20 protein-coding genes are annotated in these 19886 nt (G+C 58.8%); 13 read left to right on the forward strand and 7 right to left on the reverse strand.

Annotated features, from left to right (window positions below; translation table 11 throughout):
- The first annotated feature begins 7 nt into the window (after nt 1–7).
- The 3 genes from RS75_RS17685 to RS75_RS17695 all read left to right on the forward strand — a co-directional run bounded on the left by RS75_RS17685 (nt 8) and on the right by RS75_RS17695 (nt 2728).
- Complete coding sequence (locus tag RS75_RS17685) at nt 8–556, forward strand: PAS domain-containing protein (protein ID WP_045023175.1); 549 nt, start codon at nt 8–10, stop codon at nt 554–556.
- Between the two features lie 194 nt (nt 557–750).
- Nucleotides 751–1368, forward strand: a complete 618-nt coding sequence (locus tag RS75_RS17690; RefSeq protein WP_045022643.1) for a PilZ domain-containing protein — start codon at nt 751–753, stop codon at nt 1366–1368.
- Nucleotides 1369–2119: 751 nt separating this feature from the next.
- The gene (locus RS75_RS17695) at nt 2120–2728 is read left to right on the forward strand and encodes a transglutaminase-like cysteine peptidase (protein WP_045022645.1); all 609 of its coding nucleotides are present in this window, start codon (nt 2120–2122) and stop codon (nt 2726–2728) included.
- Nucleotides 2729–2824: 96 nt separating this feature from the next.
- Here RS75_RS17695 and RS75_RS17700 read toward each other — a convergent pair whose 3' ends face one another.
- Entirely contained in the window at nt 2825–3262 is a 438-nt protein-coding gene (locus RS75_RS17700) for a DUF1489 family protein (protein ID WP_045022646.1), read from the reverse strand.
- A 65-nt stretch (nt 3263–3327) separates the two neighbouring features.
- Nucleotides 3328–4731 (reverse strand): L-serine ammonia-lyase, encoded by a 1404-nt coding sequence (locus tag RS75_RS17705; RefSeq protein WP_045022648.1) that lies wholly within the window; start codon nt 4729–4731, stop codon nt 3328–3330.
- A 655-nt stretch (nt 4732–5386) separates the two neighbouring features.
- Here RS75_RS17705 and RS75_RS17710 point away from each other — a divergent pair.
- Nucleotides 5387–5737, forward strand: coding sequence for a hypothetical protein (locus tag RS75_RS17710; RefSeq protein ID WP_045022650.1), 351 nt, complete (start codon nt 5387–5389; stop codon nt 5735–5737).
- Between the two features lies 1 nt (nt 5738).
- On the opposite strand, the gene RS75_RS17715 is transcribed toward RS75_RS17710, so the two are convergent.
- Together RS75_RS17715 and RS75_RS17720 are read right to left on the reverse strand one after the other, a co-directional pair.
- Nucleotides 5739–6491 carry a phosphodiester glycosidase family protein gene (locus RS75_RS17715; protein ID WP_200893648.1) on the reverse strand — a complete coding sequence of 251 codons (753 nt, stop codon included), beginning with the start codon at nt 6489–6491 and terminating at the stop codon, nt 5739–5741.
- A 135-nt stretch (nt 6492–6626) separates the two neighbouring features.
- Nucleotides 6627–6788 (reverse strand): entericidin domain-containing protein, encoded by a 162-nt coding sequence (locus RS75_RS17720; protein ID WP_045022653.1) that lies wholly within the window; start codon nt 6786–6788, stop codon nt 6627–6629.
- 191 nt (nt 6789–6979) lie between these two features.
- Here RS75_RS17720 and RS75_RS17725 point away from each other — a divergent pair, with 191 nt between their 5' ends.
- Together RS75_RS17725 and RS75_RS17730 are read left to right on the forward strand one after the other, a co-directional pair.
- The gene (locus RS75_RS17725) at nt 6980–7756 is read left to right on the forward strand and encodes a formyl transferase (protein ID WP_045023177.1); all 777 of its coding nucleotides are present in this window, start codon (nt 6980–6982) and stop codon (nt 7754–7756) included.
- A gap of 131 nt (nt 7757–7887) precedes the next feature.
- Nucleotides 7888–8781 carry a methylenetetrahydrofolate reductase gene (locus RS75_RS17730; RefSeq protein WP_045022654.1) on the forward strand — a complete coding sequence of 298 codons (894 nt, stop codon included), beginning with the start codon at nt 7888–7890 and terminating at the stop codon, nt 8779–8781.
- Between the two features lie 54 nt (nt 8782–8835).
- Here the strand turns inward: RS75_RS17730 and RS75_RS17735 are convergent, their stop codons facing one another.
- Nucleotides 8836–9774 (reverse strand): LysR family transcriptional regulator, encoded by a 939-nt coding sequence (locus RS75_RS17735; protein ID WP_003515711.1) that lies wholly within the window; start codon nt 9772–9774, stop codon nt 8836–8838.
- A gap of 241 nt (nt 9775–10015) precedes the next feature.
- Between RS75_RS17735 and RS75_RS17740 the strand changes: the two genes are divergently transcribed.
- Complete coding sequence (locus tag RS75_RS17740) at nt 10016–10234, forward strand: DUF1127 domain-containing protein (protein WP_045022656.1); 219 nt, start codon at nt 10016–10018, stop codon at nt 10232–10234.
- 269 nt (nt 10235–10503) lie between these two features.
- Nucleotides 10504–11541 carry a GlxA family transcriptional regulator gene (locus RS75_RS17745; RefSeq protein ID WP_045022657.1) on the forward strand — a complete coding sequence of 346 codons (1038 nt, stop codon included), beginning with the start codon at nt 10504–10506 and terminating at the stop codon, nt 11539–11541.
- A gap of 204 nt (nt 11542–11745) precedes the next feature.
- Here RS75_RS17745 and RS75_RS17750 read toward each other — a convergent pair whose 3' ends face one another.
- A complete protein-coding gene (locus tag RS75_RS17750; RefSeq protein WP_045022658.1) occupies nt 11746–13221 on the reverse strand; it encodes a bifunctional ADP-dependent NAD(P)H-hydrate dehydratase/NAD(P)H-hydrate epimerase in 1476 nt (491 codons plus the stop codon).
- A 359-nt stretch (nt 13222–13580) separates the two neighbouring features.
- On the opposite strand from RS75_RS17750, the gene RS75_RS17755 reads away from it, so the two are divergent.
- The 4 genes from RS75_RS17755 (at nt 13581) to hspQ (ending at nt 16946) form a co-directional block, all read left to right on the forward strand.
- Complete coding sequence (locus tag RS75_RS17755) at nt 13581–13919, forward strand: P-II family nitrogen regulator (RefSeq protein WP_003508042.1); 339 nt, start codon at nt 13581–13583, stop codon at nt 13917–13919.
- Between the two features lie 74 nt (nt 13920–13993).
- Nucleotides 13994–15403: a type I glutamate--ammonia ligase gene (glnA, locus tag RS75_RS17760; protein ID WP_045022660.1), complete on the forward strand. Its 1410-nt coding sequence runs from the start codon at nt 13994–13996 to the stop codon at nt 15401–15403.
- 202 nt (nt 15404–15605) lie between these two features.
- Nucleotides 15606–16526: a DMT family transporter gene (locus RS75_RS17765; protein ID WP_045023181.1), complete on the forward strand. Its 921-nt coding sequence runs from the start codon at nt 15606–15608 to the stop codon at nt 16524–16526.
- Nucleotides 16527–16616: 90 nt separating this feature from the next.
- The gene (gene hspQ, locus RS75_RS17770; protein WP_045022662.1) at nt 16617–16946 is read left to right on the forward strand and encodes a heat shock protein HspQ; all 330 of its coding nucleotides are present in this window, start codon (nt 16617–16619) and stop codon (nt 16944–16946) included.
- Nucleotides 16947–17040: 94 nt separating this feature from the next.
- Here the strand turns inward: hspQ and RS75_RS17775 are convergent, their stop codons facing one another.
- A complete protein-coding gene (locus tag RS75_RS17775; protein ID WP_045022664.1) occupies nt 17041–17697 on the reverse strand; it encodes an invasion associated locus B family protein in 657 nt (218 codons plus the stop codon).
- Between the two features lie 307 nt (nt 17698–18004).
- Between RS75_RS17775 and RS75_RS17785 the strand changes: the two genes are divergently transcribed.
- Nucleotides 18005–19852: an extracellular solute-binding protein gene (locus RS75_RS17785; RefSeq protein WP_045022666.1), complete on the forward strand. Its 1848-nt coding sequence runs from the start codon at nt 18005–18007 to the stop codon at nt 19850–19852.
- The last annotated feature ends 34 nt before the right edge of the window (nt 19853–19886 follow it).

A 19886-nucleotide genomic window follows, 5' to 3' on the forward strand; every position in this document is an offset into this window, starting at 1 on the left:
CGATGCCATGAAGAGCATGGGCGGACTGGACATATATGCCTATTGGGACGAGTTGCGCGGCAAGAAGTCCGCGCCTCGCCGCGAGGACATCGATCCCGCGAAATTGAAACATCATCTCGGCGACCTCTTCATCCTCGCGGACAAGGGAGAGAAGGTGCCGTTCTTCCGCCTTGCCGGCACGCGTCTCTGCGACCTGTTCGGCCGGGAATTGCGGGATCGCCCGTTTTCGGAATTGTGGCCGGCGGCAAACGCCACATTCCCTTGCCGTGTCGCACGCGGCATCCTGCAACACCAGTTACCCGTGGTGTTCGATATCGAAGCGGAGGACGACTATGGCGCCGCGCCGCTGGCATTCGAAATGCTGCTGTTGCCGCTGCGCTCCGATAATGACGCCGCGCCGAGGCTGCTTGGCGCGCTGCTGCCGGAACGGCCGCGCCACGAATTCGCCGCGCCCATCAACTGCCTTTTGATGAAAAGCAGCCGCCTGCTGCGCATGGACCTTGCGCCGAAAGAACGCCCTGCAAATTCGGAACTGCTGCAAAGCCGCGCGCTGTAACCCCATTTGACGGGCCCATCCCGCCCCGCATGGCGAAGGTGCGTGGCGTGCAGCCACCTCGCAATTTCGCATGAAATACGTCAAAGCTGTAACGATTTTACTGATCCGAAAAATTGTAAGGGTTAAACAATACAGTCTGTTAACCCGGGCGGAGTAGAGATTTCCCATCATCATTCTTTACAATTGCGCTGTCCATGTTCTCATCCCGTTCGGTCAACACTGCCCAAATCTTGCGTCCAGTTGAAGAAGCCCACTTCGACGATCCCGTCCGTGTGTCCTTCACCGGCCGCCTGATGTTGCCCGACCACGAGGAATATGATTGCACGGCGACCGAGATGACCGCCGAAAGAGCGCAGTTCAGCTGCTCGGGTATTACCCGCAATGGCGATCGCGTCATCGCCTATCTCCAGCATATCGGTCGCATCGAAGGCGCGGTGACATCGCTCACCGCATCGGGCTTCGTCATCGCCATCAATGCGCCGGAGCGCAAACGGGAAAAGCTCGCCGCCCAGCTCGCATGGATCGCCAAGCGCCAGTTGCTCGGCCTGCCGGAAGACCGTCGCCACGACCGCCTGACACCGCGCAACACAAGAGCACATCTCGTGCGGGAAGACGGCGTGCTTCTCGCCTGCCGCCTGATCGACCTGTCTCTGTCAGGTGCAGCCATCGAGATCGAAAACCGGCCGCCGCTCGGAACCAGGGTCCAGCTCGGCAAGAACATGAGCGGCAAGATCGTTCGCCACTTCATGGAAGGCGTCGCGGTCGAATTCGACCGGGTCCAGTCGCCCGACGCCCTGATCGAATTTCTCTAGATCATTTCCAGTAGCACTACCGAGCAATGTATCTGTGCGGCAAATGCTGCGTTTGCCAGATAACGTCACGGCTATCGCTTTCCGTCATTCCAGCCTTGAGCCGGAACCAACCAGCCCAATCTTTGGGCTGAAAGAACTTTTCCCGCCACGCAGACGCGCGTCGACCGCATTCCGGTTCAAGGCCGGTATGACGGGAGGAGAGTGCTCCAGTCTACAAAAAGCAGCTCGTGCATTTGCGCCGACAGTTTAAAATACAACTTTCCCGCAGTGTGGATTCCATTGAAATCGAATGCCGTGCTGTCCGGTCAAGGCGCCTGACGCGCTCCATTTCGCGTTAGTTCTCGCGCAAAACCGCACGGGAAAAACCGGCTCGAGGCACTTTTCCCAAGAAAAAACCAGTTTTTTGAAGTTTTTTTCGCAGCCTTTTCGCCCCGTCTCGACTTGAAACACCAATCCCAAAACGGGAAATCCGCGTCTTCGATACGCTCCTCGGCCTAGCCACCCAGGATCACAAAAATATCTCTGTGCCGAAAACCGCTTTTAATACAGCGGCCTAAATGGCTACCAAAAACCTAAGGTCGAGATGCGTAAAATTGTAATAAAACTTGCTTCAAACACGCGTAAAAACTCACTCAAATACTGTTCAAAATAGTGGCTAATTTGCTGAAATATAAGCTCAAATTGCCTCACCTAAATTTCCGCCGGGTCAAAATATACCTGCGAATGTCTCCTCAACACGGGGAGACAAGCAATGAACAAAAACAACCGTTTCGGTTTCTTTCTGATCGCATTCATCGTCAGCGCTTTCGCACATCAGGCCAGCGCATCGCCGTCTGCCGCCATGCGCGTGATCGGCAAGGCCAACCCGCCGATCGGCCATTACGAGTTCTGCCAGACCTATCAGAGCGAATGCCAGCCGACATCGCTGGATAACGGCCCCATGAAGCTGACCGAAGAGCGCTGGAAGACGATGCTCGACGTCAATTATACCGTCAACACCACGATCACCCCGATGACCGACATGGAAATCTACGGTGTCGAAGAACGCTGGGCCTATCCCACCACGGTCGGTGATTGTGAAGATTTCGTGCTTTTGAAGCGCAAGATGCTGATGAACAAGGGCTTCTCCGCCGGCAACCTGCTGATCACGGTGGTTCTGCAGCCGAATGGCGAAGGCCATGCAGTTCTGACCGTTCGCACCGATCGCGGTGATTTCGTCCTCGACAACATGCGCAACAAGGTCATGAACTGGTCGGAGACCGAATATACCTATCTGAAGCGCCAGGACACCGCCAATCCCGGTCGTTGGGTGAAAATTCAGGATGGCCGCGCCACCAATGCGGTCGGCGGCATCAACTGAAGCCAGTCAACCAAACGAAAATACCCGTCTCCCCCGATGAAAAAGCCGGCTCCGCGAGGAAGCCGGCTTTTTCATTTTCATCACATCCGCTGACCGTCAGAGCAGGCCAAGCTCGGCCAGTTCCCGCTTGAGGTCGGAGGGCATCTCCTCGCCGCCGAAATCACCGCCGCCGAGATCGCGTGGGGCCTCGTTGTCCTTGAGGTAACGCCAGCCCTGAAACGGCCGCTTCGGTGCGGGCGAGGTCTCGATCACCTCGGGGCCGAGAATGAGATCGCAGCGGCTAATCCCGTCTTCTCCCTTGAAGGAGCGGATATCGAGAAGTTTCTGCCGCGCCTGCACCTGCCCCTTGATGACCCAATAGAGCGAACCACCGTCCAGCAATTCTTCAACACGTTTTGGAAGCATCCGGGTGGTGTGAACGCTGTGCGGCTCAAGGCCTGCGGCAATCGCGGTCAGCGAACGATGCGCGACCCAGTCCCTCAAATCCTGGAGTGAATCCGCACCGACGCAAAGTTTTATAAGATGTAGAGGCATATGCTTATCAATGCCTTTTTGCAGCGGGCGTCAAGCATGTGGACCATGCCCGACGCCCTGCCCGCTCAGCATTCCACAACGTTGACGGCAAGACCGCCTGTGGAGGTTTCCTTGTATTTCTCGTTCATGTCGTTGCCGGTCTGGCGCATGGTTTCGATACAGGCATCGAGCGGCACGAAATGCTGGCCGTCGCCCTTCAGCGCCAGCGAGGCCGCCGTCACCGCTTTCACGGCACCTAGCGCATTGCGCTCGATGCAGGGTATCTGCACCAGCCCGGCGATCGGATCGCAGGTCATGCCGAGGTGATGCTCGAGCGCGATTTCGGCGGCATTTTCAATCTGCTCGGGCGAACCGCCCATGACGGCGGCAAGGCCTGCCGCCGCCATCGCGGCTGCGGACCCAACCTCGCCCTGACAGCCGACTTCAGCACCAGAGATGGAGGCATTGTGCTTGATGATGCCGCCGATGGCGGCCGCCGTCAGCAGAAAATCGCGGACGTCATCGACACTCGCATCCTCGTGGAAATGCCGGAAATACCGGACGGTGGCGGGAACGACACCGGCGGCACCATTGGTCGGCGCGGTGACCACGCGCCCGCCGGCGGCGTTTTCCTCGTTCACGGCCATGGCATAGACGCTGAGCCAGTCATTCGCCATGACGGGATTGAGCCGGTTGCTGCGCCATTCCTCGTTCAGCTTCTCATAGATGGAGCGGGCGCGACGACGCACCTTCAGGCCGCCCGGCATGATGCCGTCGACCTTCAGCCCCCGCTCGATACAGCCGTTCATCGCTTCCCAGATCTGGTCGAGCCGATCGTTCAGCTCGTCGCGGGAAACCACGGTTTCCTCGTTGGCGCGTTTCATCTGGGCGATGGTGCGGCCGGAACGGCCCGCCATGTCCAGCATTTCCCGCGCCGTGGCGAAAGGATAAGGCACGCGTGAACCGTTATCGATGGTTTTGCCGCGCTGCTTGATCGCCTCCAGTTCCGTATCGGTGACGACGAAACCGCCGCCGACGGAATAATAGATACGCTTGAGGAGCAGCCTGCCCTGATTGTCGAAGGCGGAAAAGATCATGCCGTTGGCATGGCCCGGCAGCGGGTTCTTCTTGTCGAAGACCAGATCTTCGGCCGGCCGGAACTCATAGGAAGGATGGCCGGGCGGCGACACGGTGCCGGCCTTTTCCACCTTCTCGATGATGGCGTCCATGGCGTCGGGATCGACGAGGTCCGGCCGCTCGCCCGTCAGGCCGAGAATGACCGCGCGCCCGGTGCCATGGCCGATGCCGGTGAAGGCCAGAGAGCCGTGCAGGCTGACTTTCAGGCGCGAAACAGCCGCACCCGCCGGACGCGGCCATTCATCGCCAAGGATCAGCGCGAGAAAGCGGTTCGCCGCCGTCATCGGTCCCATCGTATGGGAACTGGAAGGACCGATACCGATCTTGAAGACGTCGAAGACCGAAAGAAACATGAGGTTTACCCTGAGTGACAATGGATTTCGCCGCCATCATATCCAAAGCCGGGACGGATCGCCACAAAAGAGCGTCAGCGGTTTGTGCAGCTGCGACATATGGGTCGCAGAAACGAAAACAGCACGGTTTCCAGAGGAAACCGCGCCGTTTCAAAACCCGTCATTCAGGAGAAGTGCTTATGGGCTGCCAAAAATGTACGTCAATGCGAGAAATGCGGCAAAGCCTGCAAGCGCGCGCAAGGTGACGGCCCAACAGGATTTCTGAGCGGTTTCTTCCATGATTACTCCAGCTATTCACTCTCCGGGCGATCTTCAAGACCTAGCCCGTTGGGGGAAGCATTTATTAAAATCCGGCGCAGAACGCAAATGCAAAAAGCGGCTAAATGAAGGCGTTTTTGACGGGCTGCCATTCGCCAATTGCATAGGTATGTGAAAAAACAAGGCGTTAGAACGGGGCTTCCAGATCGCCGTTTTTGCCATCCGCCTCAATTTGAACCAAAGTATAACCGATTTATGAAGGCTTCGCACAAACGCCTGTTGAAAACCGCACTGCCAGACACGTTAAGGGGGAATTTCCCCGGCGGGATTGTTCTAGCTTGAAAGCTGGCCGCCCCTGGCTTATCGACTCAACGGAGGCAACGGGGTTCGTCATTTCATGCAGCAGACATCTTCCTTTCCCGATCGCGACACGGTCGCATCCAGACTTGTCTCGCTTGCAAGCGAGGACAAGGCGTGGGTGCTGCTTTTGATGGAAAACGTGCTTCAGGATGAAAACCTGCTCGCCGGTCTCAACCTCTATCTCGACAGGCAGGCCGACGCCCCCTTCCTCAACAGCCTGAAACTGGAGGCGGCGGGCGAATGGCTCGGCGGTAACGCACCCGTGCGGTTGCAGATCCGTCTGATGGAAGCGGCAAAAGCCAGCCAGCACCCCGCCTATCTGGCCTTCCGCAAGGGGCTGACGGCATCGGCGGGTCTCGAAAAAGCCTATCCCAAGGCGCCGATCTGACTTAGTCGGGCACCCGGTCGACGACAGCGATGATCGGCCCCATGGGAAACAGCGTATCCCGCCTTTTCATCGCGGGAATATCGACGCTGGAAATCGTGCCGTCGAGATAAAGCGCATTGGGCGCATCCAGCACATCCCTGAACAGCGTGGCGAAATCGTAAAAGCGCACGGTGTTTTCCGAAATCGCGAAATGCACCCTGCCGTCGCGCGAGACGCCAACGCCGTTGCGACGCTTCAGGCTGTCGCTATCGGGCAGAAATCGCGGATGCAGCTTTCCGTCGATCACCAGCATCGGCCCGGACTGGGTGGCGAAATCCGGTTTCAGGCCGGCCGCCAGATAGGCCTGCGTTTCCAGCACGCCGGCCGTGGCGTCCTTCAGATAAAAGATGCCGTTCGGCAGCAGATGAAAATTACCCCAGCCGCCGCCTGTGCTGATTGCCGAACGTTCGACGCCGTTTTCAATGAAGAGACCGACGGGCGAATAGTCGGAATGATACATGCCGCCATTCATGGCGAAGACGCTGAACATGTGCTGCCGCCAAAGGGCGGAGGAAAGATCGGAGAAGGAACGATATCCCTGACCGGAGACATGATCGCGGTCGTAGATCCGGATCGTGCTTTTCCCCGGATCGAAACTGCAGACGGTGTAACGCCCGCCCGCATGTTCCATGGTCGTGCAGAAATCAGCCTGACCGCCCGCCTCAGCCGAAAACGGCAACAGCAATGGCAGCAGCAACCTCATCAGTCTTTTCATAGATCGTCCGCTCATGCCTTCTCGCCCGCATAGATGGTGCGATTCTTACAACATGAACTTTGACGGTGAAATGCGGTCAAAGAAAAGGCGCCAGCCGAAGTTCGGATGGCGCCGGATTTTATGGGGAGATGCCCGTTAGCGACGCGCTGCACGATCGACGCGATGTCCGGCGTCCTGTGTCGCATCGACGGCGTTCGCCGTATCGCGGCCCATGCCACGAATGGTGTTGCCGCAGGAACTCAAGGTTACGACAGTCAGCAAAGCCACGAAAACGGTCGAAAGAATGCGTGTGATCATGTGAAACTACTCCCCTATGACTTGCCGTCCACGGCAAGCGCCGATGTAATATGCGTCACAATAACGTGAATCCCAAAAATCGGTTCCAGCGGCATTTCAAAAAATACCGTCGGTGAAAATTAACACGGTTTTGAAGTTAGCAGGGGACACTCGGCGCTTGGATCATCATTCGGGAAAATCGTGTGGGCGACATGACTGAGATAAACAATCGGCTACTGGTCATGACGGCAGGCGGCCTGAACCCCAATGTCATGATCAACGCGCTTGCCGCCCGTTTTCCGGATATCCATGTTCTTGTGGAGCAGCCGGAAAGCAAATCCACGATTTTGAAGAGACGGGCGCGGCGGCTCGGCTGGGTCGCGGCTGCCGGCCAGATGGCGACGATGATCGCCTCCCGGCTCGGCAAACGCCTCACGGTTCGCAGAACCAACGAGATCATCGCCGAACATGGGCTGTCTCCCGATCTTGGTCACACCGTTCCCGTCACGCATGTCGCCTCTCTCAACGATGAGGAATGCCACGATGCCGTCAACCGGCTGAAACCGGCGGCGATCTTCACCATCTCCTGCCGCCTGCTGACCCCAGCGACGCTTCAAGCCCTGCAATGCCCGGTCATCAATTTCCACGCCGGCATCAATCCGGCCTATCGTGGCCAGATGGGCGGCTATTGGGCGCTGGTGGAAAAGGACCGGGGCAATTTCGGCGCGACCGTGCATCTGGTCGACAAGGGCGTGGATACTGGCGCCACCCTGTATGAAAAGCGGCTGAAGCCCTCGCCTTCCGATACGATCGCCACCTACCCGCTGCTTCTGACCGCCGCCTCTGTCGATATTGCGGTCAGCGCCATCGAGGATGCCCTGTCCGGCAGCCTTGCGCCAAAGCCGCCCTCACCCGGAAAATCGGTTCTGCGGTTTCCACCGGCAATCTGGACCTGGCTGTGGAACGGCCTCACCAAACGGATCTGGTAAGGGAAATCAGCAATTCCATCAGGCGCACACAATAAGCCAAGCTTCGTCGCAGATGCAGGGCTGTCTTGCCGCAACAGGCAAAGACTTGGGCAAAAAACCGGTGCATGATGTGAAAAAGGACCAAATACAAATTGCCCGATATCTCTACCTCTCCCGCCATTGCCGCCTCCATCGAAGCTTCACCCGCGCAGGTGCTCGGCCCGGCAAATCTTGCCGGTCTATTTCCGCAAGGTGTGCGTGTTTATCTGACGGACACGGGACAGGCCTCGCAGGAGAGGCTTGTCGATGCCGCAAAACATCTTCGCGATCTCGGCTACACGCCGGTTCCGCATCTTGCGGCGCGGCGCATATCCTCTCGCGCGGATTTTGAGGAACAGGTGAAGCGGCTGGCGGGCGAAGCCGGCGTATCGGATGTGCTGGTGGTTGGCGGCGGCGTCGACAGGCCCGCCGGTCCCTTCGCCTCCAGCATGGACATGCTAGCGACCGGTATCTTCGATCGCTGCGGGATAAATCACATCGCAATCGCCGGGCACCCCGAAGGCAGCCCCGATTTCAGTGAAGAGACGGCGATGGCGGCCTTGAGGCTGAAACGCGATTTTGCCGAAAGAAGCGATGCGGCGATGCGCATCGTCACCCAGTTCGGCTTCGACCCCGCGCGCTTCATCGCCTGGGCGGAAGGACTTGCAGCCTCCGGCATCGATTTGCCGGTGCATATCGGCGTTTCCGGCCCGGCGAAGATCACGACGCTGCTGAAATATGCAGCACTCTGCGGCGTCGGCAATTCCATCGCTTATCTGAAGAAGAACGCGCTCTCGCTGACAACGCTGGCGAAAGGCCATTCACCGGAAAGCGTGGTCGGGCCGATCGAACGACACTGGCACGCAAATCCGGCGGGTCTGATCCGGCAAATCCACGTTTTCCCGTTTGGCGGATTGCAGAACTCGGCCGACTGGCTGATCGGTCGCGGAAGCTGGCAATTTGGCGATACGGACTGTTCAGCAACGCTGGGCACGGTAGCGGTCTAAGGCTCACCTTTGCCCGTGGCGCGACGACGCTGGCCGTCGCGCATTCCGGTTATGTCACGCCGCCTTGGCGACTTCGACGAAGGCATTGCGGATGCTTTCCGCGACCGCAAGGATAGGGCGCGAGGGTCTTTCGCCGGTTATCAATCGAATATCGAAATAACCGAGTTCCGGCAGGCCTTCCTTGTCGCTGAGAATGACCATGTCGTTCTGCACATAGGAACGCGGCAAGGGCGCGATGGCGAGATCGGCGGCAATCGCCGCGCGCTGTGCCATTGTATGGCCGCTGAGATAGGCCACGCGGAAATTGCGCCCGCGCTTTTCAAGCGAATTGATCGCTTCGGAGCGCCAGATGCAGCCCTCTTCCCAGATCGATATCGGCAAGGGGTCGCGCAGATAGGCCGTACCGCATTTCGCACCCGCCCAGACGAGACGCTCACGCATCAGCACTTCGCCAGTATCCCTCAGCGGATGTGACGCACAGTTGACCAGCGCCAGATCCAGCCGCCGTTCATCCATGCGCTTGTAGAGATTGGAACTGGAATCGATCGTGACATCGATCATGATGCCGGGAAAAACCTCGGCAAAACGCTTGAGGATGCCGGGCAGCAAGCCGCGCTCACCAATATCCTCCGGCGCGCCGAGCCGGACCACACCGGAAAGTTCGGGCATGACGAAACGTGATACGGCTTCGTTTGAAAGCGCGATCATCCGGCGCGCATAGGTCAGAAGTGTTTCCCCATGCGCCGTCAACGTCACAGAGCGCGCATCGCGCAGGAACAATGTCGTCTTTAACTGTTCCTCCAGCTTTTTGATCTGCATGGAAACGGCCGATGGCGTCCTGAACACCACCTCCGCAGCGGTGGAGAAATTTCCCGTTTCCGCAATCGCAACGAAGGTTCTCAATATGTCGTTGTCCAGCAACGGCAAGGGTTGGCGGAAAGTCACGGTCATGGCACGTACCTTCAAATATTTTGATTTATAGATGGATATCATTTCGTTTGATTGATTGTCAACACGAGCGCACCATCGGGGACATCAAAGGACAAGGCGAGCACGGCCCTGTCGGAATGAAGCGCTTATCTCTCAACGGGCGGGCGGAAAAATCCGGCGGGAAGCGTCGGAAATTCATTCGTAAAGCTGATGAATGACATAAAATTCATTCTCTTGTTTGATGGAACGTGCAGGCGCATACCGAAGTCGCAAACAGGATCGTAGGTCAGGAAAGGATAAAGCCATGACCATGATACATTATCTCCCGGCAGCGAGCCGTTCTTCGCACCGTCCCTCGTTCGGCGGCTGGCTCCATCGCCTGTCCGCCCAGGTGTCGGCTCTTTACGCGGCACGACAACGCGCAAGGATGCTCCGCGCACTGGAGGCATTGCCGCCCGAAACATTGAAGGATATTGGATGGCCGACGACAGACAGCAGCCGCATACGCGTCATCCGCAAATGATGCCTGACCGGTGGCTCGCAACCGTTTCAAGACTTGCGAGCCCCCCGCTTTTCCCGCAACGCCCCGGCACAGGCGTAAAATGACTTGCCTGTTTTACATGCGACACAACGCCTTTTTAAAGGGCTTGTCGCAAATTTTGCATATTTCAAAAGCTATTTTTTGACAGCCCGGATTCCAAGGCGTATTTTTCGTTAAAGATGTCGGAAACAGGACATCCAGAAGACCGATTCCAAGGGAGGAATTGCGTATTCGCAACGGAGCACGGGCAAATGAGCAGGAACTCCCAGAAGAAACGCTCAATCGTCTTTTATCTCATTCCGCAATTTACCCTGCTGCCATTCGCCGCAGCCGTTGAAACCCTCCGCATCGCCAATCGCATGCTGGGCTATCAGGCTTACGAATGGCGCATCTCCTCGCTCGACGGCCAAAAGGTCATGTCATCAAGCGGCATCTGTCTTGAGGTCGACACCTGTCTCGCCGACGAGCGCCGATATGTCAGCGGTGAAAACCGCGCCGAAATGGCTATCATCTGTTCGGGCATCGATGTCGACCAGCATATCAACAAATCCGTCAATGCCTGGCTGCGCGAGGCCTATAATCGCGGCATCGCCATCGGCAGCCTCTGTACCGCCGCGCATATCCTCGCGCAGGCTGGTCTGCTGAACGGCAAACGCTGCGCGATCCACTGGGAGAACCTGCCGGGTTTTTCCGAAGCCTTCCCGCAGGTCGAAGTCTATGCCGATCTCTTCGAGGTCGACAGCAACATCTACACCTGCGCCGGTGGCACGGCTTCGCTCGACATGATGCTGAGCCTGATCGGCCAGGATTTCGGCGAAAACCTCGTCAACCGCGTCTGCGAGCAGCAATTGACGGACCGGGTCCGCAGCCCCAACGACCGCCAGCGCCTGCCGCTGCGCGCCCGCCTCGGCGTCCAGAACAGCAAGGTCCTGTCGATCATCGAATTGATGGAAGGCAACCTCTCCGAACCGCTGTCGCTGCTCGACATCGCCGACGCCGCCGACCTGTCGCGCCGGCAGGTGGAGCGCCTGTTCCGGCAGGAAATGGGCCGTTCGCCCGCGCGCTACTACCTTGAAATCCGCCTCGACCGCGCCCGCCACCTGCTCGTGCAATCAGCCATGCCGGTGGTCGAAGTTGCGGTCGCCTGCGGTTTTGTCTCCGCTTCGCATTTTTCCAAGTGTTATCGGGAAATCTACAATCGCACCCCGCAACAGGAACGCGCGGAGCGCAAACTGCTAATCAGCGCGTCGCGAATGGCAATGGCAAGCCAGGGCAAAGCCGCGCACTGAAGACGCGGTTTTAATGCTTCAGACCCGCTGGCGCGTGCCTCAGGGATGAAAACCTCTCCTCCGTCATGCCGGACTAGATCCGGCATCCAGCCACGGCGCGTCTGCCCCGCGAAAAGGACTGTCCTGCGATCAAAGACTTGATCGCACTGGACCCCGGATCAGGTCCGGGGTGACGGAGTGTGGATAAACACACCACCCCGAAATTCACGCAAACGGCCGCACCGCATGGGCGAGATCCTCCGCCGTCATGCCCGCGCCAGCCCTGCTGCCCGCTTCACCATGCAGCCAGACACCGGCGGCGGCCGCCTCGAAGGCGGGCGTTCCCTGCGCCAGCAATGCGCCAATAATGCCCGCCAGCACATCGCCCGACCCCGCTGTCGCAAGGCTCACCGGCGCGTTGCTGTTGACCAGCGCACGCCCATCCGGCGCGGCGATCACCGTATCCGCGCCCTTGTAGACCAGCACCGCGCCGCTGCGCACTGAGGCAAGCTGCGCCCTCTCGATCTTGCTCAATGCCGTATCGGCAGCGAGATCGGGGAACAGCCGCGCGAACTCTCCCTCATGTGGCGTCAGCACGAATTTTCCCGAGCCGGATGTCATCCGCTCGAACAGGGTTTCCGCACAATCCTTGAAAGCGGTAATCGCATCGGCATCCAGCACGACCGCTCTATCACCAAGCAGGGACACGAATTGCCGCGCCTTTTCGAGATCGCCAAAACCGGGGCCGAGAACGAAAGCGCCGTGGCGCTTGTCGTCCAGCCAGCGCCGCAGATCGTCGGCATCATCCATGCCAGTACTCATCACCGCAGTCAGCGTCACCGAAAGCACATCGAGCGCTTGCTTCGGGGCAGCGATTGTGACGATGCCCGCTCCCGCCTTCAGCGCCGATAGCGCGGTCATGCGGCTTGCCCCGGTCGCATGCGGCGGGCCGGAAAAAACGGTGAGGTGTCCACGCCGGAACTTGTGCGTTTCCATCCCGGAACGCGGCAGGGCGTCGCGCCAGACAAGCGGATCGTTTTCCGCCACCGATCCCGCATGAGCGGCAAGGATGCGGGCGGGAATGCCGATATCGAAAACCTCAAGCAGCCCACACAATTCCCGCCCCGGCATCAACAGATGGCCGGGTTTGCGCCCCACGAACGTCACGGTTCGCTCCGCCTTGAATGATGCACCGAGCGGCACGCCCCTCCTGCCGCAGAGACCGGACGGCAGATCGACGGCGAGAACCGGCGCGCCCGCGTCAGTCACCGCATCGATCACCCGATGAAGCTCCGGTGGAATATCGCGGGACAATCCAGCCCCGAAAACCGCGTCTATCACCACGTCGCCCGCCAGCGGCGTATAGTCGCCCAGCGGCAAAGGCATCACCCCGCTTCGCTCGAAAGCTGTCCGCGCATCGCCCTTGAGCGCGGCGACATCGCCGAGATGATGAACCGCAACCGCCGCACCGCTTTGCAAAAGAGCGCGCGCCGCCACGTAACCATCGCCGCCATTGTTGCCGCCGCCGCAGAGCACCACGAAACGCACCGCCTGCGGGTAATGGCGAAGGGCCGAGGCGGCGACAGCCTGCCCCGCCCGCTCCATCAGATCGTAAAGGGGAATGCAGGATTGATCGGCGGCCGCGTCGATGCGGGCCATCGCCACCGGGTCGATGAGGAAGAGGTGCGACAGGGACTTCATGGCCCGATCATCCCTTCAAAACATCGGAAAGGCAATCGATCCAAAAAATAAGCAGATCGACAAGGCGAAATAATAGTCAAATGCACAAAATATAATCATTCAACTAAGGCGGCGTCTGCGCATCTTCAAATATTAAAGATTACTAAAATAATACGAATCCCTAGAATCGATGACGGATTTTTTGAGTTTCAGCGAGAAATTGGCCGAGAAACCGCGAAAAGCGAATGCATTTTGTGCCGGAAGGCGGGGCAAGCGAAGTTTTTTCTTCAAGCCCGCTTCCGATCTGGCACAATACGTGCATTCTTGTGGCAGAGCGGGAATTACCTGCTTTAACGGGAGAAGCGGAGAGATATTTTCTCATGAAAAAGATCGAAGCGATCATTAAGCCTTTCAAGCTCGATGAAGTGAAGGAAGCCCTTCAGGAAGTCGGACTTCAGGGAATCACGGTCACGGAAGCAAAAGGCTTTGGTCGTCAGAAAGGCCACACGGAACTCTACCGCGGAGCGGAGTACGTCGTGGACTTTTTGCCGAAAGTGAAAGTCGAAGTCGTATTGGCGGACGAGAATGCGGAAGCCGTCATCGAGGCGATCCGCAATGCGGCGCAGACTGGACGTATCGGCGACGGAAAGATTTTCGTTTCCAATATCGAGGAAGTCATCCGCATCCGTACCGGTGAAACAGGCGTGGACGCCATATAATCAGAACTAGGTCCTGAGCCAGGGAGGCTCAGGTTTTTCACCTCGTCACCACCACACTCAAGGAAAACGTTTAAATGACGACCGCAAACGATATCTTGAAGCAGATCAAGGACAACGACATCAAGTTCGTGGACCTGCGCTTTACCGACCCCAAGGGCAAGCTGCAGCACGTCACCATGGATGTTGTCTGCGTTGACGAAGACATGTTCGCCGACGGCGTGATGTTCGACGGCTCCTCGATCGCCGGCTGGAAGGCCATCAACGAGTCCGACATGGTGCTGATGCCCGATCCGGCAACCGCCCATACCGATCCGTTCTTCGCCCAGTCCACCCTCGTCGTCCTTTGCGACATTCTCGACCCGGTTTCCGGTGAAGCCTATAACCGCGACCCGCGCGGCACCGCCAAGAAGGCCGAAGCCTACCTCAAGGCCTCCGGCATCGGCGACACTGTTTTCGTCGGCCCAGAGCCGGAATTCTTCGTCTTCGACGACGTGAAGTACAAGGCCGACCCCTACAATACGGGCTTCAAGCTGGATAGTTCCGAACTGCCGTCCAACGACGACACGGATTATGAAACCGGCAACCTCGGCCACCGTCCGCGCGTCAAGGGCGGCTATTTCCCGGTTCCGCCGATCGACAGCCTGCAGGACATGCGCTCCGAAATGCTGACGGTTCTGTCGGAAATGGGCGTCGTCGTTGAAAAGCACCACCACGAAGTTGCCGCCGCACAGCACGAGCTGGGCGTGAAGTTCGACACGCTGGTTTCCAGCGCCGACAAGATGCAGATCTACAAGTACGTCGTGCATCAGGTCGCCAATGCCTATGGCAAGACGGCAACCTTCATGCCGAAGCCGATCTTCGGCGACAACGGCTCGGGCATGCACGTCCACCAGTCGATCTGGAAGGGCGGCAAGCCGACCTTCGCTGGCGACGAATATGCGGGCCTTTCCGAGACCTGCCTCTATTACATCGGCGGCATCATCAAGCACGCCAAGGCCATCAACGCCTTCACCAACCCCACCACCAACTCCTACAAGCGTCTGGTGCCGGGTTATGAAGCGCCGGTTCTGCTCGCCTACTCCGCGCGCAACCGCTCCGCATCGTGCCGCATCCCCTTCGGCTCCAACCCGAAGGCGAAGCGCGTCGAAGTCCGCTTCCCGGACCCGACCCAGAACCCCTATCTCGGTTTTGCGGCGATGCTGATGGCCGGCCTCGACGGCATCAAGAACAAGATCCACCCCGGCAAGCCGATGGACAAGGACCTTTACGACCTTCCGCCCAAGGAACTGAAGAAGATCCCGACCGTCTGCGGCTCGCTGCGCGAAGCGCTGGAAAGCCTCGACAAGGATCGCAAGTTCCTGACCGCCGGCGGCGTGTTCGACGACGACCAGATCGACTCGTTCATCGAGCTGAAGATGCAGGAAGTCATGCGTTTCGAAATGACCCCGCATCCGGTCGAATTCGACATGTACTACTCGGCCTGACCGGCATTTGGAGCGCTACAGAGCATTTCCAGTAAAAGTGCGTAGCGGTTTTACGTCCGGAAATGCGCAAGACAAAAAGATAGAGCGTTTTCGCGATTCGGAGAAAAGCGGAAACTCTCTATCAGGCGCTCCCTGTCCATTCCGGCGGTTTTCCCCTGGAAAGCCGCCGTTTTCTTTTGACGCCCAGCCACAGTCGCGGATGATGTCGATCAAGCCAGCCTCTCAGCAAACACGCCTCACGGACTGGCTCATCTTTCTGGCGGTGCCGTTCTTTTTCTCCAGCAACGTCATTTTCGGCCGCGGCGTCATCGGCGAGGTCTCCCCCTTTATCGCCGCCTTCATCCGCTGGATCGGCTCGAGCCTCGTCATCGCCCCATTCATGATTGCCGACTGGCGAAACTGCCTGGCTTTCGTCCGCCAGAAAACGCTGCTCTGGCTTGTTCTCGGCATTCTCGGCATGGGCATCTGCGGCGGCGTGGTCTATTGGGGCCTCACCATGACGACGGCCGCCAATGGCACGCTGATCTACACGACCTCATCGCTGTTCATCATCCTGTTCCAGCGCGTCTTTGAGGGCCGCCCGATTAAAAAGCTCGAAATGGCGGGCATGGTCATGGCTTTTGCGGGCGTGGCGGCGATCGTCCTGAAAGGCGACATGTCCGCTCTCTGGCAGATGAAGTTCAACGTCGGCGATTTCGCCATTCTGGTGGCCGCGATCGCCTTTGCAATCTATTCGCTGCTGCTGCGCGATCCGGCAGCACGGCAGATGGCATCCTTCAGTCTTTTCGGCCTGATCGCCTTCTCCGGCGCGTTGGTCCTTCTGCCGCCAGCGGCGCTGGAACTGGCGCATGGCGGATTACTGCCGGCCACTCCCATGGCCTGGGCGAAGATCGGCGGCATCATCCTCTTCGCCTCGCTGCTCGCCTTTTATTGCTTCACCCATACGGTCCGCGTTTTCGGCCCCGCCACGGCGGGCATCACGCTTTACATGATGCCGCCAGTCTCGATCCTCATGGCCACGCTGTTCCTCGGCGAGACCTTCGAGACCTATCATGCCGTCGGTATCGTGCTGGTTACGGGTGGCGTCATCATCGCCACCGCGCCCATCGGCCGCAAGACCTAGAGCACCAGAGGGCAGAAAGGGCCAGATACCCCCTAGCCCTTGATATTTTCCGTTCTGCACCCAACTATTAGTGGGAAAGGAAGTCATGCCATGAAACAAAGAGACGCAAAATTTACGCTTGGCGAGATCGTCCGCCACAAGGTGTTTCCGTTCCGCGGTGTGGTCATCGACGTGGACCCGGAATACGCCAATACCGAGGAGTGGTGGAACGCCATTCCCGCTGAAATCAGGCCGGATCGCGATCAGCCCTTCTATCATCTTCTGGCGGAAAACGAGGAGACGGAATACGTCGCCTACGTTTCCGAGCAGAACCTGGTTCACGATGAGAGTGAGACGCCGCTCCGGAACCCGAATATCAGCCGCATCTTCGACAAGGCACCGAACGGTGAATGGCGCCCGAAGATGTCGACGGCCCATTAACGCGGTCCCGATAACGAGCCTTACCAATCCCAAGACATAAAAAAACCGGTCTGTTGCCAGACCGGTTTTTTCGTTTTCGATGCGGATGCAGCGATCAGGGCTTCGGCGCGCTCTTGGCGGCGTCCTGAGCGGCTTCCAGCTTCTTGCGAGCCTCTTCAGCCTTCTTCTGCATGCCTTCCTGCAGGGTGCGCTGGCTTTCGGCGAGCTGCGACTGGCTGATCGCCGCGCCGTCATAAGCGCCCGTGAAACCGGAGAGTGCGATCTTGATGGGGTTCGGCGCGCGGCGGAAGTTGATGGAGGTGAAGACCACCTCGCTACCCTTCTTCAGCGAAGCGATCATGGCGTCCGTCAGCGGAACTTCGGCCGTGCACTTGTCGGGCAGGCAAACGGCGTAATCGAGCTTCTGGCCCTTGCCGCCGTCGATCTGCATCATCACACCCGGAGGAACGAGACGCGCGGTCGGAACGGAAACCTGCAACAGCTTGCGGTTGACCTTGCCTTCAACGCTGATGAGGCCGACAGCGGTGATCATCTGGCCATTCTGGGCGAGAACCACATTCTGTACGACGCAGACATCGTTGTCTTCCTGCTTGGAGCAGGTCTTGAACCAGCCGAGCGGCGGAGCGCCAGCGCCACCTGCGGCGGGAGCAGCATCCTGCGCCTGCGAGATGGCCGGAGCGGAAATCGCGCCCAGGGAAAGAACGAGAGCGGACAGAGCCGTCCGGGTGAATGTGTTTGCCTTTTGCATCATAAGAGTTCCGTCTCCTGAATGTCTGCCAGAACAGAACCGAGGGTCCTGCTCGCCGATGGCGGTATCCTTCTGCCCGTTCAACTGTCGTTTAAATGAGGCAAATGCGTGACCCGTCTCTTCCGGCCACCCTGTTACATGCCGATCGCGGCGATATCCAGCACTTCTTTAACTTTTTCTTGAGGAGGGCCAAGATTTCCCGCCCTCGCATGGGTCCCGCCATAGGCTTGTGCTACATATTTGCCAGAATCACGACGGAAAAACCGTTGATGACGATAAATCGGACGGACAGTTGAGACAGGATAGTGACATGCGTAACCTTGCGGCCCTCATCCCCGCATTGTTTCTTTGGGGATCGGCCCTGTTTTCGCCGGAAGCCGCCGTGGCGCAGCCGCTTCACGCCATTTCCATGCACGGCACGCCGGCACTCCCCGCCGACTTCCGGCATTTCCCCTATGTCAATCCGGACGTGAAGAAGGGCGGCCGCATTTCCTACGGCGTCGTCGGCACCTTCGACAGCCTCAACCCCTTTGTTCTCAAGGGGATGCGCACCACAGCGCGCGGCGTCTGGGACCCGGAATTCGGCAATCTTCTCTACGAACCGCTGATGCAACGCTCCAGCGACGAGCCTTTCAGCCTTTACGGCCTGCTCGCCGAAACTGTGGAGTGGGATGAGGAACGCACCTTCACCCAGTTCAACATCAATCCCAGGGCCAGATGGTCGGATGGCGAACCGGTGACGCCTGACGATGTGATCTTCACCTTCAATCTCCTGAAGGAAAAAGGCCGCCCTCCCTTCAACAGCCGTCTCGACGGCGTGGCGAAGCTGGAAAAAGTCGGCGAACACGGCGTCCGTTTCACCTTCAACGACAGGGCGAACCGCGAAACGCCGCTCATTCTCGCCTCCTCCACCCCGATTTTGCCGAAACACGCAATCGATCCGGAAAAATTCGAGCAGGCGGGTCTCGGCGCGGTCGTCGGCTCGGGTCCATACCGTATCAAGACATTGCGGCCGGGCGAGCGAATCATCTGGGAGCGGAACCCGGACTATTGGGGCAAGGATATCCCGAGCAAGGTCGGCTTCGAGAACTACGACGAGATCAGCGTCACCTATTTCCTTCAGGTCACCACCATGTTCGAGGCCTTCAAGAAGGGCGATATCGACATCTACCCCGAAGGCGACGCCATCAACGGCACGTCCGACACGTCCCATTGGGGACAGGCCTACAATTTCCCGGCCGTTCATCGCGGCGATATCGTCAAGGACGTGTTCCAGCCGCGCCTGCCATCGGGCATGTTCGGGCTGGTGTTCAACACCCGCCGCGCGGTCTTCGCCGACGAGAAGGTGCGCGAGGGCCTGTCCTACGCGCTCGATTTCGAGTGGATGAACAAGAACATTCTCGGCGGCGCCTTCAAGCGCACGCAGAGCTACTGGCAGAACTCCGTGCTTGGCGCCTATGGCAATGCCGCAGACGAGCGCGAGCTGGCGCTGCTTGGCGATGCAGCGAAGAACATGCCGCCGGAGCTATTGGCGGGAACCTATGCCCTGCCGACCACCGACGGGACCGGCGCGGACCGCAAGGTTCTGAAGCTTGCCGTCGATAAGCTGAAAGAGGCCGGATACACCATCAAGAATGGCAGGATGTCCGACGCCAACGGCCGCCAGCTCGCATTCGAGATCATGACGCAGAACCCGGCCCAGGAGCGCATAGCGCTTGCCTACCAGCGCTCGCTGAACCTGATCGGCGTCGCCATGGGCATCCGCTCGGTCGATGACGGCCAATATCAGGCACGCTCCAACAGCTTCGATTACGACATGATCATCCGCTCCCTGCCCTCCTCGCTTTCGCCGGGCGCCGAGCAGCTCAATCGCTGGAGTTCACTGTCGCGGGATGCGCAGGGCAGCTTCAACTATGCGGGCGCGGCCAGCCCCGACATAGACCGCATGATCGAGGCCCTGTTGCAGGCCCGCTCCACGGAAGATTTTCAGGTGGCAGTACGCGGTTATGATCGCCTGCTGGTTGCCGGCCACTATGTCATTCCGCTTTACTACATCGGCGCGCAATGGGTAGCGCGCTGGAAATACATCGACCGCCCGGATATGACCCCGATATCAGGCAATCAGAAACAGACCTGGTGGGATGCACGGGCGCAATAACCCGCCCCTGCCCGGTCCAAGACAACGGAAGATA

It is taken from the genome of Rhizobium nepotum 39/7, assembly GCF_000949865.1.
Classification (GTDB): Bacteria; Pseudomonadota; Alphaproteobacteria; order Rhizobiales; family Rhizobiaceae; genus Agrobacterium; species Agrobacterium nepotum.